The sequence below is a fragment of the Nocardiopsis changdeensis genome (assembly GCF_018316655.1).
GTDB classification, from domain to species: domain Bacteria; phylum Actinomycetota; class Actinomycetes; order Streptosporangiales; family Streptosporangiaceae; genus Nocardiopsis; species Nocardiopsis changdeensis.
Window position 1 is genome coordinate 1,869,470 of record NZ_CP074133.1, and the last position, 19,630, is coordinate 1,889,099.

15 protein-coding genes and 3 tRNA genes are annotated in these 19,630 nt (G+C 72.8%); 7 read left to right on the plus strand and 11 right to left on the minus strand.

Features of this window, described 5'->3' with window-relative positions:
• Positions 1-69 precede the first annotated feature (69 nt).
• Both KGD84_RS08630 and KGD84_RS08635 read left to right on the plus strand, forming a co-directional pair.
• Positions 70-1,284 (plus strand): DUF418 domain-containing protein, encoded by a 1,215-nt coding sequence (locus KGD84_RS08630; RefSeq protein WP_255646413.1) that lies wholly within the window; start codon positions 70-72, stop codon positions 1,282-1,284.
• Between the two features lie 9 nt (positions 1,285-1,293).
• On the plus strand, positions 1,294-1,977 hold the full coding sequence (locus tag KGD84_RS08635; RefSeq protein WP_255646414.1) for a TetR/AcrR family transcriptional regulator: 684 nt from the start codon (positions 1,294-1,296) through the stop codon (positions 1,975-1,977).
• A gap of 187 nt (positions 1,978-2,164) precedes the next feature.
• Here the strand turns inward: KGD84_RS08635 and KGD84_RS08640 are convergent, their stop codons facing one another.
• From KGD84_RS08640 to KGD84_RS08670, 7 genes are all read right to left on the minus strand, one after another.
• Positions 2,165-3,532 carry a hypothetical protein gene (locus KGD84_RS08640; RefSeq protein ID WP_220559736.1) on the minus strand — a complete coding sequence of 456 codons (1,368 nt, stop codon included), beginning with the start codon at positions 3,530-3,532 and terminating at the stop codon, positions 2,165-2,167.
• Positions 3,532-4,593 (minus strand): TIM barrel protein, encoded by a 1,062-nt coding sequence (locus KGD84_RS08645; protein WP_220559737.1) that lies wholly within the window; start codon positions 4,591-4,593, stop codon positions 3,532-3,534. The genes KGD84_RS08640 and KGD84_RS08645 overlap by 1 nt, the downstream gene beginning before the upstream one ends.
• A 10-nt stretch (positions 4,594-4,603) precedes the next feature.
• On the minus strand, positions 4,604-6,430 hold the full coding sequence (locus tag KGD84_RS08650) for a GMC oxidoreductase (protein WP_220559738.1): 1,827 nt from the start codon (positions 6,428-6,430) through the stop codon (positions 4,604-4,606).
• A 26-nt stretch (positions 6,431-6,456) separates the two neighbouring features.
• Positions 6,457-8,322 carry an NAD(P)/FAD-dependent oxidoreductase gene (locus tag KGD84_RS08655; RefSeq protein ID WP_220559739.1) on the minus strand — a complete coding sequence of 622 codons (1,866 nt, stop codon included), beginning with the start codon at positions 8,320-8,322 and terminating at the stop codon, positions 6,457-6,459.
• A gap of 617 nt (positions 8,323-8,939) precedes the next feature.
• Positions 8,940-9,016 (minus strand) — tRNA-Val (locus KGD84_RS08660).
• A 15-nt stretch (positions 9,017-9,031) separates the two neighbouring features.
• A tRNA-Cys gene (locus tag KGD84_RS08665) sits at positions 9,032-9,102 on the minus strand.
• A gap of 41 nt (positions 9,103-9,143) precedes the next feature.
• A tRNA-Gly gene (locus KGD84_RS08670) sits at positions 9,144-9,216 on the minus strand.
• A gap of 192 nt (positions 9,217-9,408) precedes the next feature.
• Here KGD84_RS08670 and KGD84_RS08675 point away from each other — a divergent pair.
• The gene (locus KGD84_RS08675) at positions 9,409-10,584 is read left to right on the plus strand and encodes a molybdopterin molybdotransferase MoeA (protein WP_220559740.1); all 1,176 of its coding nucleotides are present in this window, start codon (positions 9,409-9,411) and stop codon (positions 10,582-10,584) included.
• A 50-nt stretch (positions 10,585-10,634) separates the two neighbouring features.
• On the opposite strand, the gene KGD84_RS08680 is transcribed toward KGD84_RS08675, so the two are convergent.
• Positions 10,635-12,257 carry an MFS transporter gene (locus KGD84_RS08680; protein WP_220559741.1) on the minus strand — a complete coding sequence of 541 codons (1,623 nt, stop codon included), beginning with the start codon at positions 12,255-12,257 and terminating at the stop codon, positions 10,635-10,637.
• Between the two features lie 192 nt (positions 12,258-12,449).
• Between KGD84_RS08680 and KGD84_RS08685 the strand changes: the two genes are divergently transcribed.
• From KGD84_RS08685 to KGD84_RS08695, 3 genes are all read left to right on the plus strand, one after another.
• Positions 12,450-13,001, plus strand: coding sequence for a TetR/AcrR family transcriptional regulator (locus tag KGD84_RS08685; protein WP_220559742.1), 552 nt, complete (start codon positions 12,450-12,452; stop codon positions 12,999-13,001).
• A gap of 318 nt (positions 13,002-13,319) precedes the next feature.
• On the plus strand, positions 13,320-14,510 hold the full coding sequence (gene manA, locus KGD84_RS08690; protein WP_220559743.1) for a mannose-6-phosphate isomerase, class I: 1,191 nt from the start codon (positions 13,320-13,322) through the stop codon (positions 14,508-14,510).
• Positions 14,511-14,569: 59 nt separating this feature from the next.
• Complete coding sequence (locus tag KGD84_RS08695; protein ID WP_220559745.1) at positions 14,570-14,944, plus strand: FKBP-type peptidyl-prolyl cis-trans isomerase; 375 nt, start codon at positions 14,570-14,572, stop codon at positions 14,942-14,944.
• Positions 14,945-15,010: 66 nt separating this feature from the next.
• On the opposite strand, the gene KGD84_RS08700 is transcribed toward KGD84_RS08695, so the two are convergent.
• Positions 15,011-16,186, minus strand: coding sequence for an acyl-CoA dehydrogenase family protein (locus tag KGD84_RS08700; RefSeq protein ID WP_220559746.1), 1,176 nt, complete (start codon positions 16,184-16,186; stop codon positions 15,011-15,013).
• Between the two features lie 179 nt (positions 16,187-16,365).
• Between KGD84_RS08700 and KGD84_RS08705 the strand changes: the two genes are divergently transcribed.
• On the plus strand, positions 16,366-17,007 hold the full coding sequence (locus tag KGD84_RS08705) for a TetR/AcrR family transcriptional regulator (protein ID WP_220559747.1): 642 nt from the start codon (positions 16,366-16,368) through the stop codon (positions 17,005-17,007).
• A 37-nt stretch (positions 17,008-17,044) separates the two neighbouring features.
• Here KGD84_RS08705 and KGD84_RS08710 read toward each other — a convergent pair whose 3' ends face one another.
• On the minus strand, positions 17,045-18,709 hold the full coding sequence (locus KGD84_RS08710; RefSeq protein WP_220559748.1) for a hypothetical protein: 1,665 nt from the start codon (positions 18,707-18,709) through the stop codon (positions 17,045-17,047).
• Positions 18,694-19,455, minus strand: coding sequence for an ABC transporter ATP-binding protein (locus KGD84_RS08715; protein ID WP_255647198.1), 762 nt, complete (start codon positions 19,453-19,455; stop codon positions 18,694-18,696). Before KGD84_RS08715 ends, KGD84_RS08710 begins: the two co-directional genes overlap by 16 nt.
• Positions 19,456-19,630 lie beyond the last annotated feature (175 nt).

The window sequence follows — 19,630 nt, forward strand, 5'->3', positions numbered from 1 at the left end:
GTACGGCGCGCGGCCTAGAATCTTGAACACCGTTCAATTATTGAACGCCGTTCAGAGAGGAAGGCGCCGATGAACGGACGACTGCTGGCACCCGACTTCGCCCGGGGCGGGATGCTCCTGCTCATCGTGCTGTCCAACACCGCGATCTTCTTCCACGGGGTCGCCGCCGTCGAAGGCGGGACCTCGGCGACCCCGGTGGCCGACCAGGTCGTCCGCTTCGCGATGATCGCCCTCCTCGACGTCCGCGTGTACCCGCTGTTCGCCTTCCTCGTCGGCTACGGGCTGGTCCGGGCCTACCAGGCCAGGTCCGCCGAACTGGGGGAGGACGCGGCGCGGGCCGTCATCCGCTCGCGCAACCGGTGGCTCGTCGTCTTCGGCCTCGCGCACGCGGCGCTGCTCATGGGCAGCGAGGTCCTGGGCGACTACGGCGTCATCGGCCTGATCCTGTGCGCGGTGTTCCTCGGCCGCGGCGAACGCCGGCTCAGGGCCGCGATCCTCACCGGAGCGGGCCTGCTCGCCGCGGTCCTGCTCGTGTCGGCGGCCGTCCTGGCCGCCTCGGTGGTCCTGCCGTCCACCGGGGCGGCGCCGGCGCTCGAACCGAGCGCGCAGGAGCTGAGCCTCAACGGCTCCGGCACCACCGACTACCTGGAGTCCGTGGTCACCCGCCTGTGGGGCTGGGTCTTCCTGATGGTGTTCGCCAACGGGCTCGGGGTCGTGATGCCCACCGCGATCCTCATCGGCATGTGGACGGCCCGGAGGCGGATCCTGGAGGAGCCGCACCGGCACCGCCGCCTCATCACCACGACGGCCGCCGTCGGGGTGGGCCTCGGGCTGGCGGGGTCGCTCCCCTCGGCGCTGGCGTACGCGGGCGTGTTCACCCCGGCGTCGGAGGCCGCGGAGGCGGCGCTGTTCCTGCTGGCCTGGACCTCAGGGCTCGCCGGCGGGCTGGGGTACGCGGCCCTGTTCGTGCTCGCCGCCGGGCGTCTCACGCGGGGAGGCCGCACGCCCCGGCCGGTCGCCGCCGTGGCGGCCCTGGGCAAGAGGTCCCTGAGCGGCTACCTCGCCCACTCGATGGTCATGGCCCCCGTGCTCTCGCTGTGGGGGCTGGGCCTGGCGGCGCACCTGACCGAGGCGACCGCCGCCCTGTTCGCGTTCTGCCTGTGGCTGCTCACCGTCGTCGTGGCCGCCCTCATGGAGAAGAAGGGGATGCGCGGACCGTTCGAGGTGCTGCTGCGTGGACTCGGCGCCCGCGCGGCGCGCCGCCGGACGGAGGCGGCGCGCTAGATTGGGCCGGTGCCGTCGACATCCCCACCCCGCCGCGGCCCGCGCCGCAGCCTGACCCGAGAGCGCATCGTCGACGAGGCGATCGCGGTCATCGAGGCCGACGGGCTGCCCGCCCTGTCCATGCGCCGCCTCGCCGAACGCCTCGACGTGGCCCCGGGCACCCTGTACACCTACGTCGCCAACCGGACGGCGCTGGAGACCCTCATCCTGGACGCGGTGGTGGCCCGCGACGCGCTCCCGCACGAACAGCCGGGGCCGTGGTGGCACCAGCTGGAGGAGTGGGCCCGGCGGGACCTGGCCGCCTTCCGCGAGCGGCCGTGGATCCTGGATCTGCGCCGGTCCGCCCGCGGCGTCGGCCCGGCCCTGATCACCTGGCTGGACTCGGCGCTGCGGGTGTTCGACGGCACCGGCCTGCCCGAACAGGTCAAGCTCGACATCATCGAGGCCCTGGACGCCTACGTCTGCGGGGCGGCCACCAGCGACGCCCAGTCCGGAGAGGACGAGCGCGTCGCGGCCCCGGAGTTGGCCGCCGAGGTCGGGGAGGCCTACTCCGGCGCCCTCGCCCTCCAGCGCGCCGTGGAGGGCGGCGCCCTCACCTCCCACGAGGGCCAGTTCGAGTTCGGCCTGCGCTGCCTGATCACCGGCTTCCGCGCCATCGCCGAGGAACACGGGAAGGCCGGGGAGGGCCCCTGACCGGCTCCGCCGGCCCGGATCCCGCCCGCGGCCGCCCCGGGGCGGTGCCGGGCCGCGCGTCCCGACACACCGTGCGGGGGAGGGGCGGACGCTCCGCTCCCTCCCCCCGGGCCGGCACCCGGCTCCGCGCGGTGCCCCCCACTGCCGCGGCGGGCACCGCGCGGCGCGTGCGGCGGTGGACGGTATGTCAACCGTCGGCGCTGGACGGGATGACGGGATCGGCCACCGGCCGGGCGAAGGTGTTGCGGAAGAGCCGGACCTCGGTCTTCCTGCTCTTGTAGTAGCCGACCGTGTGGTAGGAGGTGGTGGCGAAGTCCAGCCTGCCGTCGCCGTTCGCGTCGAGCACGGCGATGTGGGCGGTGGAGTCCCCGCTCACCCACTCGCGCACGACCACGCGGCCGGTGGAGTCCGCCTTCAGGTAGAGGACGCCCTGCGTGGGTTCGTTCGGATCGCTGTTCTGCGGTCCGCGCATGGCGATGAGGAACTCGTCGTCGCCGTCCCCGTCGAAGTCCGCGGCCACGACGTGGTGCCCGACCGCGTCGTACGACTTCTTCGGCCCCTCCTCATCGGATTCGATCGGCTGGGGGAAGACCTTCACCACCCGGCGCTCCCACGGCCGCTCGAACGGGCTCCCCGTCCCCCAGGGGCGGGTGTAGACCGCGACGGTGTTGCCGTGGAAGGGCTCCACCGTGACGATGCAGGAGGCGGCCTGTCCTCCGATCCGCCCGACGGCGACGTTGCCGCTCCCGCCGAACAGGGGGGTCTCCTTGTAGTTCGGCGGCCTGCCGATCTCCTGTGACGCGCGCGGAGGGACCCCGTCGCCGATGTGCCTGCGGATCCAGACGCCGTCCCGCCCCGGCCCGATCCAGTCCAGGCCGCTGTGGGAGGCGACGACGAACGACTGGAGGTCGGGCCGCGGCGTGCCGGGGAAGCGCCCGGCGACGACCGCGTGGATGATCCGGAACTTCAGCCGGTCCAGGCCGGGGGCCGACGCGGGCCTCCACTCCCCGGCGGGGTCCGCCGGGATGTCGTAGAGGACCGGGCTGTAGGGCGTGAGGAACCCCTTCTCCCCCTTCTCGGCCTCCGGCGTCCCCGGCGCGGCCCTGCCCACGACGGGGAACGCCGCCAACTGGAGGCCCTGTGCCGGGTCCCTGGTGAATCCGCCCAGGCGCACCCGGTGGGTCGCCACCAGCGAGGCCACCTCCTTCCGCGTGTACGCCCCGTTCGCGTCCGGCTTGAGCCAGGAGATCTTCCCGTCGTCGTTCCCGCAGCCGAACATGCACTGGCCGTAGTTGTGGCAGACGACGAGGTCCGGGTGGGGGCCGGTGCCGAGGCGGGCGTGGTCCAGCGCCACCGGCTTGTTCAGTCCCCCGGTGCCGAAGTCGAAGACGTCGCTCCGGGTCCAGGAGCCGTTGGAGTGCCCGTACCTCTCCACCTTCTGCCTCGTCAGCCCGGAGGTCACCAGCCCCGCCCCGGTCCGGTGGACCCAGTAGCCGTCCCCGGTGTCGGAGGCGATGGTCTCCGGGGTGAAGGCGGGCCGCGCGTGGGCCGTCATCACGATCCCCCCTTCGGGGAGGGCTTCGCGCCCCCGAGCAGGCTGTTGACGGTCCGGTAGGCGTCGACCGCGTAGTCCTTGGGCGTCTTCCCGTGGTGGAAGTCCGCGAAGGTGGGCTGCTCGGCCTCCACCACGAGCCACTTGCGCCACTTCTTCTGCGGGTCCGGCGCCTGGCCGGTCTTCTTCCAGCGGTCCTCGCGCGCGTAGTCGACGTCGTCCAGGGCCTTCAGCACCTTGTCGAAGGGCACCGTCCACTTCCCGTCGGAGCCGGGGACGGTGAAGATCCCGGCCTTCACCCCGTCCTTGAAGGAGGTCTTCGCCAGGTCCAGACCCGCGAACCTGTCCGGCCTCAGGTCCTTCAGGTGGATGTGCTTGATCCGCTCACCGTGCCGGTGCACGGCGGCCACGGGGTCGCCGCCCGCCCAGGTGAGGTGGCCGGTGTCCAGGAGCAGGTGGACGTACGCGGCGTCGGTGCCCGCCATCAGGCGGTCCATCTCGGGCTGGGTCTGCACGCCGGTCCCCATGTGGGGGTGGTAGCACAGGCGGAACCCGTCGGCGGCGGCCCGCCTCCCCAGCTCGTTGAGGCCCTCCACGAGGGCGTTCCACTGCTGGTCGGAGAACCGGTTTCGCTGTTTGAGGGGCACGTGCGGCCGCAGGTGCACGGCGTTGCCGAACTCGGCGGCCCCGATGTTCTGCACCCCGCGGGCCGACCACTGCCCCTTGTTCGCCTCGTAGAAGTCCAGCGTGCGCCGGTGGCCTCCGGCCGTGGTGAACCAGGTGCTGATCCAGGGCTCCGTGACGTGGAACTCCCGGCCGCTCGGCAGCCCGGCCGCCGTCAGGAACGCCTTCCAGTCGGCGGCGTCCTTCGGGAAGTCCCGGTCGTCGCTGCACCCGGTGAACCCGGTCGCGATGATCTCCTTCAGGCACTCCTGGGCCGTGTAGTACTGCGTTCCGTTCGCGTCCGCGGTCAGGTCCGGGAAGTCGGCGTTGCGCCATCCGGTGGGCGTGATCCCGATCCGCACACCCGTGAGGATGCTCCTGTCCGTGTTGCTCTCTGCCATGACGCCCCCTTCAGCTCTGCGTGCCGGCGTTGAGGACGCTGAGCACGTCCTGGACGGCCACGTGCGCCATGGCCATGCTCGTGTGCGTGGGGTTGCCCGCGTTGCCGAACGGGTGCAGGCCGTTGCCGCCCAGCCAGAGGTTCGAGGTCCCGCACACCCTCGACCGGGGCGTGACCACGTGGTCGCGCTCCTCCGTCACGTGGGCCCTGCCGTCGTTGGCGGGGTCGCTGCCCATTCGCGTGGTCCCCGCCACGTGCAGCGGCAGCCCCGGAACCAGGAACTGGGGCTCCGACCCGGGCATGAAACCGCCCAGGTGGGAGGCGACCTTGATCATGTCGGCCATCATCATCCCGGCCGTGTGCCGCTCCTCCTCCGTGAGCTGGAAGTGGAAGGTGGGCTGGGGCATGTCGAAGGAGTCGACGTTGCGGAACTTCAGCACGCCGTTCTCGCGGTAGCGCTCGCTGAACTCCACCCGGTTGGCCGCCCGGGGCCGGGACAGGCCGAACCAGCGCAGGTCGACGATGAGCCGGGTGTCGATGTTGGGCGGGACCGCCCCGTAGCTGAACGCGTCGCGGTGGATCTGGCAGTGCCAGGGGCGCGCGGTCGAGGCCGGGATGTACAGGTTCGGCTCCGGCTCGTCCTTGGGGAACGGGATGGGGTCGGCCGGGGCCTTGCGGAAGTTCTTCTGGTTCTCCTTGAGGACCTTGCGCTGGGCGGCGCGGTAGGCCGCGACCCGGGCCTTCGCCTGCTGCGCGAGCGGCCTGTCCTTGTCCCCGGTGACCTCGTCCAGGTGCCTTTCCAGGCCGTCCAGGTGCTCCTGCCGGAGCACCACCTGGCAGAAGGCCATGGGCTGCTCGGTCATGTACTTGCCGATGGGCAGGTTGAGCTTCTCGTCGAGTTCGGAGGCGTACAGCAGCTGGGCGGTGAGGACCGGGCCGCAGGCGATCACGTAGGCCCCGGCCTCGACCTCGGCGGTCTTGCCGAGATCACGCAGGTTGCGCAGGTGGACGCGCTTGACCTTCGCCGGCGCGGAGTCCGAGCCCCCCTCCAGTTCGATCCGGGTGGCCTGCCACTCGGCCCGGAGCGTGAACTCGGCCTCGCCGTTCCCCTTCTTCCACGCGGGGTCGGCGAGCCCTCCCAGCACGGTGTCGGCCGCGCTCCAGGTGACGAACTCCCGGTGGCCGTGTTCGTTCTCGTCCGTGCGCCGCTGCACCGCGAGGGGCAGCTCCGAGACCTGGAAGCCGGCGTCCTGGTTGAGGACCTTCTTCACCAGCTGGTGCCGGGCCGAGTGCCGGTAGGCCTCGGTGGTGCGCTTGAGCACCTCGGCCGAGTGCGCGTAACCGCCGTTGAGGTCCTGGTCGCCGAGCGGGTAACCGATCTCGTTGCCGTTCTCGTCCACCCAGGTGCGTTCCAGGGCCTTGTCGAACTCGGGCATCGCACAGGTCCAGTGGGTGGCCATCCCGCCGACCGCGTAGGTGGCGGCGTAGGCGCCGAGGTTGTCCTCCTCCCTCTGGTACGGGTTCTGGTTGTTGAGCACGAAACCCGCGTACTCCTCCGTGTCGTAGCGGTAGGAGGAGGGGTCCAGGGTCGTCGGGATGTCGCTTCGGGTGGACACCGACAGGGGGTGGAGGTGTCCCTTGATGACGTTGACGAACTCGTCGATGTTGCGCTGGTAGAGGAAGGAGTTCTTCTGGTGCTCCCCGTAGCGTCCGGCCGTCTGGGGACCGGCGTCCACCATCAGCACGTTCTTGCCCTGGGCGTGCAGGTCGCGGGCGAACAGTGCCCCGATGGGGCCCGTGCCCACGACGAGGACGTTCGGAGTGAGTTTCTCCGCCACTGTGTTCTCCTCTTGGTGCTCCGTCGTCATTTTCCGGCGCGCCGGTAGTACCTGTAGGCCTTGCTGACGGTGTCGCCGAGGACCAGGCCGGCGTTGTCCCCGCGCCTGAGGTGGGCGTCCATGCTCACCGTGGCCGCGGCCCCCTCACCGGCGGCCTGCGCGATCCGCTGGACCGACGCGGCGCGCACGTCGTCGGCCGCGAACAGGCCCTCCTCGGTGGTCTGGAAGGCCAGGACCTTCGGTTTCTGGTTCTCGGTGTCGGGGTCCTCCTCACCGTTCGGCTTGTACTTGCGGGGATAGGGCCAGGGGATCTGTTCCGTGAGGACGAAGCCGTTCCCGTCCCGGGCCACACGGGCCGCGTTCGGGTTCCGGCCATCGGGCGGGCGGAGCCATTCGGTGGCGGGCACACCGCCGATGAGCGCGAAGACGAAGTCCGCCGGGATCGCCTTTGTCGGAGTGGCCGACCGTGTGGGGCGGATGACCACGTGGGAGAAGGGCCGGATTTCCCCGGCGACGAATTCCCGAACGGTCCATTCCTTGTACAGGGTGACCTTTTTCTCCGTGGCGAGCGCTTCCACCTCCTCCCGGAGGGGGCCGCCCATGCTCAGGTCCGACCGGACGACCAGGATCACGTCGGCGACCGCGCTGAAGAGGACGGCCGCGCGCTCCGCGGTGTCGCCCCCGCCGACGATGACGACCTTCTTCCGGGCGCCGCCGGGGCCGGGCCGGAGGAGGTCGGCGTCCCCGGGGAGCGCGTCGTAGTACAGGCCCCGGTCGACGTACTTCTCCTCGTCCTGAGCGCCGATACGGCGCGGCCTGCGCCCGCAGGCCGGCAGCACCATGCCCGCCGAGTAGGTGCCGGTGGCGCCGTCCTGGTCGCGCCAATGGACCCGGTACCTCTTGAGCCGGACGTTTCCCTGCCCGAGGTCCACCGTGAGGATCTCGCGCTCGAGCGCGGTGGCGGTGACCGTGGGCATCCAGTAGGTGTACCGGGACCGCACGACCTGGGACAGGGCGCGCCGGATCAGGCTCGGGGCGGAGATGCCGCCGGGGAAGCCCAGGTAGTTCTCGATGCGGTTGATGCCGGTCCCGGCCTGGCCGCCGGGCGCGTCGTCCTCCAGGACGAGGGTGCTGAACCCCATGGCCGCGGAGCTCACCGCCCCCGCGAGCCCCGCCGGGCCGCCGCCCGTGACGACCAGGTCGAACCGCTGGCCCTCCCCGCCCCTCTGGAAGAGCCCCAGCTCCTTCGCCAGCGTGGTGAGCGAGGGGTCGGCGTGCACCGTGTGGTGTCCGGACCCCCATTCGATGAGGACCCGGATCTCGTCCGTCGGGGTGCCGCTCGGGAATGCGAGGTGGTTGATCCGGTTGAGCGCCAGGAACCGCTTGGTGCGGTGCGCGCGGGGACTGAGCCGGTCCCCGAAGACCACGACCAGGGGGTACTCCGGCACGGGTTCGGGCAGGAGCCTGCGCGTGAGGCGGAGGGCGAGGTCCTCCGTCTCGGAGGGGCGGTGGAGCAGGGCCACGGGCTCGTCCCGGAGCGCGGCGAGGTACTCCGGTGTCACGTCCCCGATGCCGTCCGGTGCCGGGGGCCGTGCGGTGAGCAGGAGGGTCTCGGCCACGCCGGCCTCGTCCGGGGCGTCGCCGAGGGCGCTCAGCGCGGTCCGCCCGGTCTCGCCGGCCACCGCGTCCTCATCGGCGACGACGACCACCTGTGGCGGTTCAGCGGAGGCTTCGGAGGGCAGGGCGCGGAGCGCTTCGCGCGCCCGGTCCAGGTCAGGGGTCGTGATGAGGCGGGCGTCGTTCCCGAGCCGGTCGTCGAGCGTTTCCCGGAGTGCTCCCAGGCGCTGCCGGTCGGGGTCGGAGAGGACGACCACGAGTTTCTCTTCGGACAACGGTCACACCGTCCATGCTGCGGAGAGGGCGGTTCCACGGGAATGGGACGCGGGATTTGCCGGTGGGCCCGGGCGCCGGGCATTTGATGAAACCGTAACAGCGAAAAAGCGGAAAGTGTCGCCGAAGAAAAAAATATCTCGCTTTTCGGGTGGGCCAAAAAAAGGAGTGGAGATTCTTCTTCTAAAACAGCGGAATCCTCAGTCGCAGAGAAGCCCTAATGTGAACCCAAAGGGAGAATTAGGCATAAGGTGCAAAGGGTTTCGTTGCCAGATGGTCCGGTGGGGGCGGGGGTGGGGGATCGACCTCTGGGAAGAGAGATCGGCCTGACATGGCAGGGCAAAGAGGGGCATTCGACGCGGGTCGCCGCGTGCGGGGGCCGGGGGAGGGTGCGGGGCCTCCCGCGCGCCGGCCTGCCGGGACGCGAACGAAGAACGTGCGTCTTACGTGCTCTCCGAAAACAGGGGACCTGTCCGCCGGCACCCGTGATGCGTACGGGCGCCGTGCCCTGGACGGCCGTTTCCGAGCGTTCGCGGGCCCCGGGAACCCGGGGCGGCCGGCCCGGTCACGGCCCCCACATGACGAACGGGCCGGAGGTGTCCTCCGGCCCGCTGCGTACTGGTGGGCGATACAGGATTCGAACCTGTGACCTCTACCGTGTCAAGGTAGCGCTCTAACCAACTGAGCTAACCGCCCGCGTGAAGCGATGTGAGGTGGAGACGGGATTCGAACCCGTGTAGACGGCTTTGCAGGCCGCTGCCTCGCCTCTCGGCCACTCCACCGAGTTCCACGCGGCCACCGGGGTGGCCGCGCGTCTCCTCCGAGCGGACGACGGGATTCGAACCCGCGACCCTCACCTTGGCAAGGTGATGCTCTACCAGCTGAGCCACGTCCGCTTGTCGACCGGCCCGGCCTCGTTCCCTCGGTCGTTGCCCTGTCGCTGGTTAGAACTTTAGCGGAAAGTCGTCAGACGGCAAATCGGGTTTGCGCGGGCCCCGGCCCACACGCTGGGAGGAGGTGGAAACGCCGCCGTCACAGCCCCGGGTGGACAATGGTGGCCAGGCCGCTGACGACGGGAGGGCGACGCCATGGGCGGGTGCGGATCGGACCGCGGGGGGCCGCTGGACTGGCCGGCGGCCCGGGACCGCGCGCGCGGTGCGGGGGAGCGGGCGGCCGCCGCGGTGCGCGAGGTGCCGCTGGCGCAGGCGCTGGGCGCGGTGCTGGGCGCGGACGTGCGCGCGCTGACCGGGGTCCCGGCGTTCGACGCCTCCGCCATGGACGGCTTCGCGGTGGCCGGTCCCGGCCCCTGGAAGCTGGTGGGGGCGGGCCTGGCGGGCGCCCCGGTGGCCGCCGCGGGCCTGGCGCCCGGCGAGGCGGTGGAGATCGCCACCGGCGCGCGGGTGCCCAAGGGGACCGAGGCGGTCCTGCCCTACGAACTGGCCGAACGCTCCGGCGGCCGCGTCTCGGGCCCGGTGCGGGCGGGGCGGCACGTGCGCTGGACGGGGGAGGAGACCGCCCCGGGCGAGACGGTCCTCACCCGGGGACGTGCCGTGGGCCCGGCGGTCCTGGGCCTGGCGGCCTCCCTGGGCCACGAGACCCTGCCGGTGCTGGCACCCCGGGTCGGGGTGCTGGTCACCGGTGCCGAGGTCACCACGTCGGGCCTGTCCGGCGAGGGCCTCGTGCGCGACGCCATCGGCCCGATGCTGCCCGGCCTGGTGGCGTGGGCGGGCGGCCGGGTGGCGCGGACGGTCCACCTGGACGACGACCGAGGCGCGCTGGCGGAGGCGATCGCCGCCGCCGACACCGACGTGCTCGTGGTGTGCGGCTCCTCCTCCAAGGGCCCCGCCGACCACCTGCGCTCCGTGCTGGCCGACCTGGGCGCGGAGGTCCTGGTGGACGGGGTGGCCTGCCGCCCCGGGCACCCGCAGCTGCTGGCGCGCCGGGAGGGCACAACGGTCGTCGGCCTGCCCGGCAACCCCGGGGCCGCCCTGGTGGCGGCCCTCACCCTGGTCGTTCCGCTGCTGTGCGCGATGGCCGGGCGCCCCGACCCCGCGGCCGACCCGGATCCGGTGCCGCTGGACGGGGATGTGGACGCCCATCCCCGTGACACCCGGCTGGTCGCCGTCCGCCTGGAGCGCGGCCGGGCCGTCCCGGTCGGCCACGACCGTCCGGCCAGCCTGCGCGGCGCGGCCCTGGCCGACGCCTACGCCGTGGTGCCGCCCGGTTGGAGCGGCGGTGCGGTCGAGCTGCTGCACCTGCCCTGAACAGGCGGGAGGCCCCGCAGGGCATCCCTGCGGGGCCTCCCGGGCCGGGGTCAGGACCGGTCGGCCGGCTCCTGCCCGTGCTGCTCGGCGAGCACCGGCGGCTCGGGCTGCTCGACCGCCGGGTTGCCCAGGCCGCGCAGCAGCAGCCATGCCTGGACCGCCGCCACCACCACGATCGCCACGGCGATCGCGCTGGTCATGTGCATGCCGCTGGTGAACGCGGTGCGCGCGGCCTCCATCAGCGCCGCCCCGGAGGCCCCGCCCAGGTCGGCGGCGGCGTTCGCGGCGCCGCCCAGGGTTTCGCGGGCGGAGTCCACCGCGTCGGCGGGCACGCCCTCGGGGCCGGTCAGGTGCGAGCGGTAGAACGCGGTCAGCGCACTGCCCAGCACGGCGACGCCCAGGGCCGCGCCCAGCTCGTAGGCGGTCTCGGAGATGGCCGAGGCCGCACCGGCGCGCTCGGGCGGGGCCGCCGACATGATGGCGCCGTTGGTGAGCGTCTCGGCGAACCCGGCGCCGGTCGCGATCAGCGCGAACCCGGTGGTCACGGCCGTCACGCCGAGCGTGACGTCGTTCACCGGCGCGATGACCAGCACCGCGAACCCGGCGGCGGTCACCAGCAGGGCCCCGCCGATCACGGTGGCCAGGCTCAGCCGGCGCGACAGCCGCACCGCCACGAGGCCGGCCAGGACCGACAGCGTCAGACCCGGGATCAGGACGATCCCGGCCCGCATCGGCGAGATGTCCAGCACCAGCTGGAGGTACTGGGTCAGGAAGAACAGGGACGACACCAGCGAGAAGACGATCATCAGGTTGGTGACCACCGCCACGCTGAACACGTGGTCGCGGAACAGGTCCACATCGATGAGCGGGTCGTCCAGCTTCTTCTGCCTGCGCACGAAGGCGTAGCCCAGGATCAGGCCGATCGCCAGCGAGGCGACGGGGACCACGGACAGGCCCTCGGTGGCGAGCTTCTTGACGCCGTACACGGCGGGCAGCATCGCGGCCAGGGACAGGGCCACGCTGACCGGGTCGAGGCGGCCCGCGTCGGGGTTGCTCGACTCGCGCACCAGCAGCGGCACCAGGACCAGGATCAGGGCCATCACCGGCAGGTTGATGAGGAACACCGAGCCCCAGAAGAAGTGCTCCAGCAGCCAGCCGCCCAGGATCGGGCCCAGCGCGGCGCCGCCGGAGAAGCCGGAGGCCCACAGGGCGATGGCCAGCAGCCGCTGGCGCGCGTCCAGGAAGATGTTGCGCAGCAGGGACAGGGTCGAGGGCATGAGCGAGGCGCCGGCGACGCCCAGCAGGGCGCGGGCGGCGATGAGGACCTCGGGCGTCGGTGCGAAGGCTGCCAGCAGCGAGGCGGCGCCGAACGCGGCCGAGCCGATCATCAGCAGCCGGCGGCGGCCGATGCGGTCGCCGAGCGAGCCCATGGTGATCAGCAGCCCGGCCAGGATGAAGCCGTAGACGTCGACGATCCACAGCAGCTGGCCCGCGGTGGGCGACAGCTGTTCGCTCAGTGCGGGTACGGCGAAGCCGAGCACGGTCGAGTCGACCGAGATCAGGATCACGGGCAGGACCAGGACGGCCAGCGCGGTCCACTCGCGGGGACCGGCCAGCGCGGGGCTGCCGTTGCGTGCGCGGTCGTGTCCGTTTCCGGCCTTGGCGGAAGTCATCTCTCCTCGTTACGTGTTCGCTGTTCCCGCGTTCCCGGCAGCGGCCGGGCGCGGCTCCGGCGGGATGGCGGGCTCCGGGCCGGAAGGTGGGGGACGGGAAGCGCTGTCGACCGTGCGGCGCGCGGGGCGCACCTCGGGGATTCTTCAACCGTCCAGACGGTACAGTACCGTCCAGCCGGTACAGTGTCAATCGTGAACACTTCCAACACCCGCGACCGCATCCTCGACGCCCTCCAGGAGATCCTCATCCGGGAGGGCTACTCATCGGTGACGCTCGAGGCGGTGGCCCGCGCCGCCTCGGTCTCCAAGGGCGGTCTGCTGTACCACTTCCCCTCCAAGGCCGCCATGCTCACCGGCCTCATCGAGCGCCTGTCCGTCCTGGCCGAGCAGGAGTTCCGCGAGGCGGTGGAGGGCGAGGAGGGCGTGGTCCGCGTCTTCCTGCGCACCTCGCTGCCGCAGAGCTCGGAGGAGCGCGAGCTCTACTGGGCGATCATCGCCGCGCTGCGCGGCCAGGACGACATGCCCCCCGAGGCCTTCGCGCACGTCCAGGACCTGTTCGACCGCTGGCGCCGCCTGCTCCACGAGGAGCTGGAGGACCCCGTCCTGGCCGAGATCATCCTGCGCGCCGGGGACGGGCTGTACCTGTCGGACATCGTCGGCCTGCCCCCCGCCGACCCCGCGCTGCTCCAGGCCGTGATCGACCGGCTGGCGGCCGAGTCCGACCGGGTCCGCCGCGCACGCTGACCCCTCCGGGCGCCCCCGGCCCCCCGCGCGGGCCCGGCGCACCGCCGTTCCGCCCGTCCGGCCCCCGGCTGTTCGCCGGACGGTGACACGGCGGTGCTGTCCATGTGTCCGGGATCATGATTTACTTCCCAGTAACTTCATTGCCGCCGCCGGGTCCCGGGACCGCCGGGTGCCCGCTCACACCGTGAGGTGACGCGTGCACCACCGCGGAAGTGGGGCGTGCCGGGTCGACGCAGGGGCGCTCCGTTCGCGAGACTGGCCCCACCTCGCCGGAGCGTCCACGGGGTGAGAACACGCAGACGGGAAAGCGGGGAGCGGATGCACAGGCTCACCAACCAGGTCCGACCGTACGCCTGGGGGGCGCGCACGGCCATCCCCCGGCTGCTGGGCCTGGAGCCGGACGGCACCCCGCAGGCGGAGCTGTGGCTGGGCGCCCACCACGGCGCCCCCAGCACCGCGCAGTGCGAGCAGGGCCCGCTCCCGCTGCCCGCGCTCATCGCCGCCGAACCCCACCGGGTCCTGGGCCCGGAGGTCGTCGACCGGTTCGGGGTGCGCCTGCCGTTCCTGCTCAAGGTCCTGGCGGCCGACGAGCCCCTCTCCCTCCAGGTGCACCCGAACGCCGACCGGGCCCGGGCCGGGTTCACCGCCGAGGAGGGCCGGGGCATCCCGGTCGACGCGCCGCACCGCAACTACCGCGACCCCCACCACAAGCCGGAACTGCTGCTGGCCCTGGAGCCCTTCGAGGCCCTGTGCGGCTTCCGGGAGCCGGCCGCCGCCCACCGCGATCTGCTGGACCTGTCCTGCGACCTGGCCGCCCTGCTGCGCGAGGACCTCTCCCAGGAGGACGACCGCGCCGCGCTGCGGGCGGCGCTCACCCGCCTGCTCACCCTGGACGAGGCCGACCGCGAACGGCTCATCGGCGGCTTCGTGGAGGAGTGGGAGCGGGTCCGCCCCCGGTGCGCCCACGCCGGCATCATCGGCGACCTGGCCGCCCGCTACCCGGGCGACCCCGGAGCGGTGGCGTCGCTGCTGCTCAACCGGGTCACCCTGTGGCCGGGCCAGGCCCTCTTCCTGCCCGCGGGCAACCTGCACGCCTACCTCCAGGGCACGGCCGTGGAGGTGATGGCGGGCTCCGACAACGTGCTGCGGGCCGGGCTGACCCGCAAGCACGTGGACCCGGCCGAGCTGCTCGACGTGGTCGACTTCTCGGTCCTGCCCATCCCGTACTCCCTGCCGACCGTCCAGGACGGGCGGCGGCAGTTCCGCCCGGCCGCGCCGGAGTTCGCCCTGCACGAGATCGGCCCGGGCCGGGTCACCGCCCACCTGCCGGGGGAGGGGCCCGCCGTGGTGCTGGCCCTCAACGGCCGGGTCGAGCTGATCCCCGAGGTCGGCCGCCGGATCGAGCTGCGCCGCGGCGAGTCGGTGTTCGTCCAGGCCGACAGCGGGCCGCTCAAGATCGAGGGGCAGGGGCACGTCGTCGCCGCCACGGTCGGCGCGCTGCTGGACTGAGCCCCGGGACCGATACGCTGGCCCTCTCTGTCCACTTGTGTCACAGAAGAGGTAGCACCATGGCTCTGGAGCGCCCGGAGATCGACCCCATCGAAGGCCCGCCCCCGGCGGACCTGCAGATCACCGACATCGTGGTCGGCGAGGGGCAGCAGGCCGGACACGGCAACACCGTCGACGTGCACTACGTGGGCGTGGCCTTCTCCAACGGCGAGGAGTTCGACGCCAGCTGGAACCGCGGCGCCCCGCTGAGCTTCACCCTCGGCAAGGGCCAGGTCATCCCGGGCTGGGACCAGGGCGTCCTGGGCATGCGCGTCGGCGGCCGCCGCAAGCTGGTCATCCCGCCGCACCTGGCCTACGGCGAGCGCGGCGCACGCGGCGCGATCGGTCCGAACGAGACCCTGATCTTCGTCTGCGACCTGGTCGGCGTCCGCTAGGACACGCCTTCGGCGGAGCACGCGTGAAGGGCCCGTGCCTGCGCGGCACGGGCCCCGTCCCCGCGGTCAGCCCAGGGTTGCGCCCACCTTGACGTGGCCCTTGAGCAGGTCGCGGGCGATCGTGCGGCGCTGGATCTCGTCGGTGCCCTCGAAGATGCGCAGCAGGCGCAGGTCGCGGTAGAACCGCTCGATGGGCAGCTCGCGCGTGTACCCCATGCCGCCGTGGATCTGGAGCACGCGGTCGACGATCTCGTTGGCCTTGACGCCGCCGAAGAGCTTGGCGATGGACTGCGCGTGGCGCGAGTCGCGGCCCTCGCCCACCTGCCAGGCGGCGTGCAGCACGAGCAGGCGCAGCGCCTCGATCTCCACCTGGGAGTCGGCGATCATCCACTGGATGGCCTGGCGGTCGGCGATCGGCGCGCCGAAGGTCTCCCGGGTTTTGGAGTAGTCGACGGCCATGGTCAGCAGGCGCTCGCAGCTGCCGACGGCGCGCGCGGGCAGCAGGTAGCGGCCCTTGCCGATCCACTGCATGGCCAGTGCGAAGCCCCTGCCCTCCTCGCCGAGGATGTTCTCGTGCGGGACGCGCACGTCCTGGAAGACCAGCGCGGCCGGGCGGCGCTCGCCCATGGTGTCGATGGGCTCGGCGGTCCAGCCCATGTCGCGGTCCACCAGGAAGCAGGTCACGCCCCCGTTGGCGCCCTTCTCGGGGTCGGTGACCGCGAAGACCATGGCGAAGTCGGCCTCGTAGCCGCCGGTGATGAAGGTCTTCTCGCCGTTGATGACCCACTCGTCGCCCTCGCGGACGGCCCGGGTGCGGATGGCCTTGGCGTCCGATCCCGCGCCCGGCTCGGTGATGGCGAAGCAGGAGCGCTTCTCGCCGGCGATGGTGGGCAGCAGGTAGCGCTCCTTCTGCTCCTCGTTGCAGTGGTAGAGGATGTTGTCGGCCTCGCCGCCGAACTTGAAGGTCAGGAAGGTCCGGCCCAGCTCCATCTCGATGACCGCGGCCGTGACGGGGTCCAGGCCCATGCCGCCGTACTCCACCGGGGTCTCCACGCCCCAGAAGTCGGACTTGCGGGCGAGGTCGCGCAGTCTGGTGCGCTCCTCCCGGTTCAGGCCCGGGGGGTGCCCCTCGCGTTCGCGCCGCAGCACGTCGTTCTCGAGCGGCATCAGCTCCCGCTCGACGAAGGTCCGGACCCAGTCGCGGACGGCGCGCTGCTCTTCGCTCAACGAGAAATCGATCACGGCCTGCTCCCAATTAACCTAACAGTGTTCGGTTATGTGAGGGTACGACGATCCCCGCCGCCGGTGCAAGAGGGGGCCCGCCCTTCCGCGAACGGCCCGGCCGGCCCGATGGCGTGCGATGATCGGGCCGGACACCGGTAGGGGCCGGTGCCGGCAGACCGCAGAGGGGACCTACGCCCGTGGCCCGACCCAAGACACCGATCCTGAGCCGTGAGGCCATCCGCCGCGCCGCGCTCGCGCTCATCGACCGGGACGGGCTGGACGGGCTGTCCATGCGCAAGCTCGCCGAGGAGCTCGACGTGCGGGCCGCCTCCCTGTACAGCCACTACCGCACCAAGGAGGAGCTGCTCACCGCGATCGCGGAGGAGGTCACCCGGGACATCGAGGTCTCCGCGTTCGAGAGCGGCGACTGGCGCCGGGGCCTCACCGCGTGGGCGCGCTCCTACCGCGGCGCCCTGGTCGCCCACCCCAACCTGCTGCCGGTGATCGCCGCGGGCCCCGGCCGCCGGGAGGAGGCGCTGCGCCGCGCCGACGCCATCCACGGCGGCCTGGTGGGCGCGGGCTGGCCGCCCCGGTACGCCACCATGATCGGCGCCTCCACCCGGTACCTGGTCCTGGGGTCGGCCACCGGCTCCTTCGCCCGCGGCTTCGACGACGACGTGCGCGTCTACCGCGACCGCTACCCCAACCTGTCCCAGGCCCACCGGCTGGCCGAGCACGCCGCCGAGATCGACGAGGACAGCTTCGACCTGGCCCTGTCGTCGTTCCTGGACGGCCTCGACACCCTCTACGAGAAGGTCCGCACCGAGCCCGGGCGCTGAGCCGGGGCGCCGTCCGCGCCCCGGCCCGGCGCCGCGTTCACGACCCCTGCGGCCGGGTCTCCCCGTTGCCGGAGATCGCCGTCCGCTCCAGCCGGTCCAGCAGGGACCCCCGCTCCGGCACCGACCGGAGCGCGACCTCCCTGCCGTAGCGGATGCGGGTGAACGTCTCCGGCAGACGGGCCGCCAGCCGCCGGTGCGCGACCCGCCCCAGCCACCAGGCCCCGAGCAGGCCGTTGGCGGCCCCCACCGGCAGCGCCGCCCACGGCGTCCCGGCCAGGCCCAGGAACACCGCCGCCAGCACCGCCGGGGCGGTCAGCACCGGCAGCGCCGCCAGGGACAGCCACACCTGGACCTGGTTGTCGCCGCTGTCGTTGGCGTCCACCCGCAGCTGCGGGTCCACACCGGGGGACAGGGCCACCACCGAGAACAGCAGGGACAGGCCCGACCCCACCCCGAACACCGCCGCCAGCCCGGTGAGCACGTAGGGCCAGGTCCAGTGCTCGCCGGTCGACACGATGAACAGCGCGCTCAGCACCAGCGCACCCGGAGCGCTCAGCAGCAGGACGGCGATCTGCCGGCCGCGCACGTCCGCCCTGGCGGTGTCCCGTCCCTGCCCCACGACCGCCTGCCACAGCGCCGTCCCGTCGTGCCCGTACATGTTCGCCGTGGCCAGCACCATGATGAACGCGCAGATCACCCCGGAGAACGGTGCGAAGAACGCGAACACCTCGCTCCACCAGCTCAGGAGCCCGATGAACAGGCCCGCCCACAGCGCGGCGCGCACCTCCAGGCCCCGCCACGGGTCGCGCCACCACTGGCGCACCTCCTTGCCGACCACCGCGCCCAGCGGCGTGTCCGGCAGCAGGCCGCGGGCCGGGCGGGACAGCGGCCGGGCGCCCAGGGGGCGCCCCCGGCGCCGCACCCCGCGCGCCGCGACCCGGGGGGCCAGCAGCACCGCGGTGACCGAGGCCAGGACCAGCGCGGTCAGGGCCGTGGCCGCCAGCCACCCCAGGGCCGCGCCCCAGTTGCCCGCCCCCGCCGCGTCCACCGCGTGCACCGGCCAGGAGGCGGGCAGCGCGGCCAGGACCGCGCCCGCCGTCCCCTCGCCCAGGCCTTGCTCGCGCAGCTCCAGGGTCGCCGCCAGCGCCGGCTGCACGGCCATCCACCCGAAGAAGAGCAGGGCCAGGATCAGCCCCCACTGCACCGAGGCGATCTCGACGCCGAGCCGCGAGTGCATCGCCGCGCCCAGGGCCCGGAACACCAGGCGCGACAGGGCGATCAGCGAGATCCACAGCAGCAGCGCCGCGGGCACCGCGACCAGGGCCGCGCCCGCCGACAGCGTCGCGCCGTGCCACACCAGGGCCGCGGCCGCGACCAGGGTCAGCGCGGGGCCGATGTCCACGAAGGCCGTGACCAGCAGCAGCGCGCCGGTGCGGCGGCGGTCCATCGGCAGCAGCGCGAAGTACTGCGACCGCAGCGTCCCCGCACCGTTGGCGACCGTGGGGCCCAGCGCCCAGCCCGCCGCCCAGACGGCGAAGACCAGGGCGAACAGGTCCGACCGGATCCCAGGGGCCGGGACGGCGAGGGCGAAGTACCAGGTCGCGGCGGTGCCCAGCAGGGCGAGGACCAGGCCCAGGACGCGCATGCCCGTGAAGGAGCGGCGCATCAGCGCCAGCTTCAGGCGGATCAGGACGAGAGCCACGACAGCTCCTCCTCACCGATCCCGCGTGCGCCGACCAGGCGCACGAAGGTGTCCTCCAGAGTGGCGTCCGAGCCGCGCACCCCGTCGAGGGTCCCGTCGGCCAGCATCCGGCCCCGGGCGATGATGGCCACCCGGTCGGCGAGCTGCTCCACCAGGGCCATCACGTGGCTGGAGACGACCACCGTGCCGCCGCCGTCGGTGAAGCGGCGCAGGATCGCGGTGAGCACCCGCGCCGACACCGGGTCGACCGCCTCGTAGGGCTCGTCCAGCACCAGGACGCGGGGGGCGTGCAGCAGGGCCGTGGCCAGGCCGATCTTCTTGCGCATACCGGTGGAGTACTCCGCGACCAGGACCCCCTTGCGGTCGGCCTCGTCCAGCTCCAGCACCCGCAGCAGCTCCTCCGCCCGTTCGCGGACCAGGTCGCGGCCGAGCCCGCGCAGCCCTCCCCAGTAGGTGAGCAGCTCGCCGCCGGTCAGCCGCTCGGGCAGGGACAGGCCGTCGGGGAGCACGCCGAGCAGGCGCTTGGCGGCCACCGGATCGGACCACATGTCCACGCCCAGCACCCGGGCGGTGCCCGCGTCGGGGCGCAGCAGGCCGACGGCCATGGAGATCGAGGTGGTCTTGCCCGCGCCGTTGGGGCCCACCAGCCCCAGCAGGGACCCGCGGGGGACGGACAGGGACACCCCGTCGGCGGCCGTCGTCCCGTTGAAGGCCTTGGTCAGCCCGACCAGTTCGAGGGCGGGCACGTCTTCGGCAGCGGGCCCGGCGCCCGTCGGGCCGGTGTCCTTCGGCACAGCGTCTGTCGGCACAGCGTCGTTCACCATGCCACCGATCGTCCCGCCGCGGGGCGGGGCCGCACATCGGCCGATCGGCCGACATCCGCGCCGACCACCCCGGGCCGCGGGATCGGCCTTTCGGCCG

Bases quoted from the DNA above. Each gene is read 5' to 3' on its own strand.
- KGD84_RS08680 (WP_220559741.1), bottom strand. From the start codon at position 12,257: ATGACTTCCGCCAAGGCCGGAAACGGACACGACCGCGCACGCAACGGC.
- KGD84_RS08675 (WP_220559740.1), top strand. From the start codon at position 9,409: ATGGGCGGGTGCGGATCGGACCGCGGGGGGCCGCTGGACTGGCCGGCG.
- KGD84_RS08695 (WP_220559745.1), top strand. From the start codon at position 14,570: ATGGCTCTGGAGCGCCCGGAGATCGACCCCATCGAAGGCCCGCCCCCG.
- KGD84_RS08630 (WP_255646413.1), top strand. From the start codon at position 70: ATGAACGGACGACTGCTGGCACCCGACTTCGCCCGGGGCGGGATGCTC.
- KGD84_RS08645 (WP_220559737.1), bottom strand. From the start codon at position 4,593: ATGGCAGAGAGCAACACGGACAGGAGCATCCTCACGGGTGTGCGGATC.
- manA (WP_220559743.1), top strand. From the start codon at position 13,320: ATGCACAGGCTCACCAACCAGGTCCGACCGTACGCCTGGGGGGCGCGC.
- KGD84_RS08640 (WP_220559736.1), bottom strand. From the start codon at position 3,532: ATGACGGCCCACGCGCGGCCCGCCTTCACCCCGGAGACCATCGCCTCC.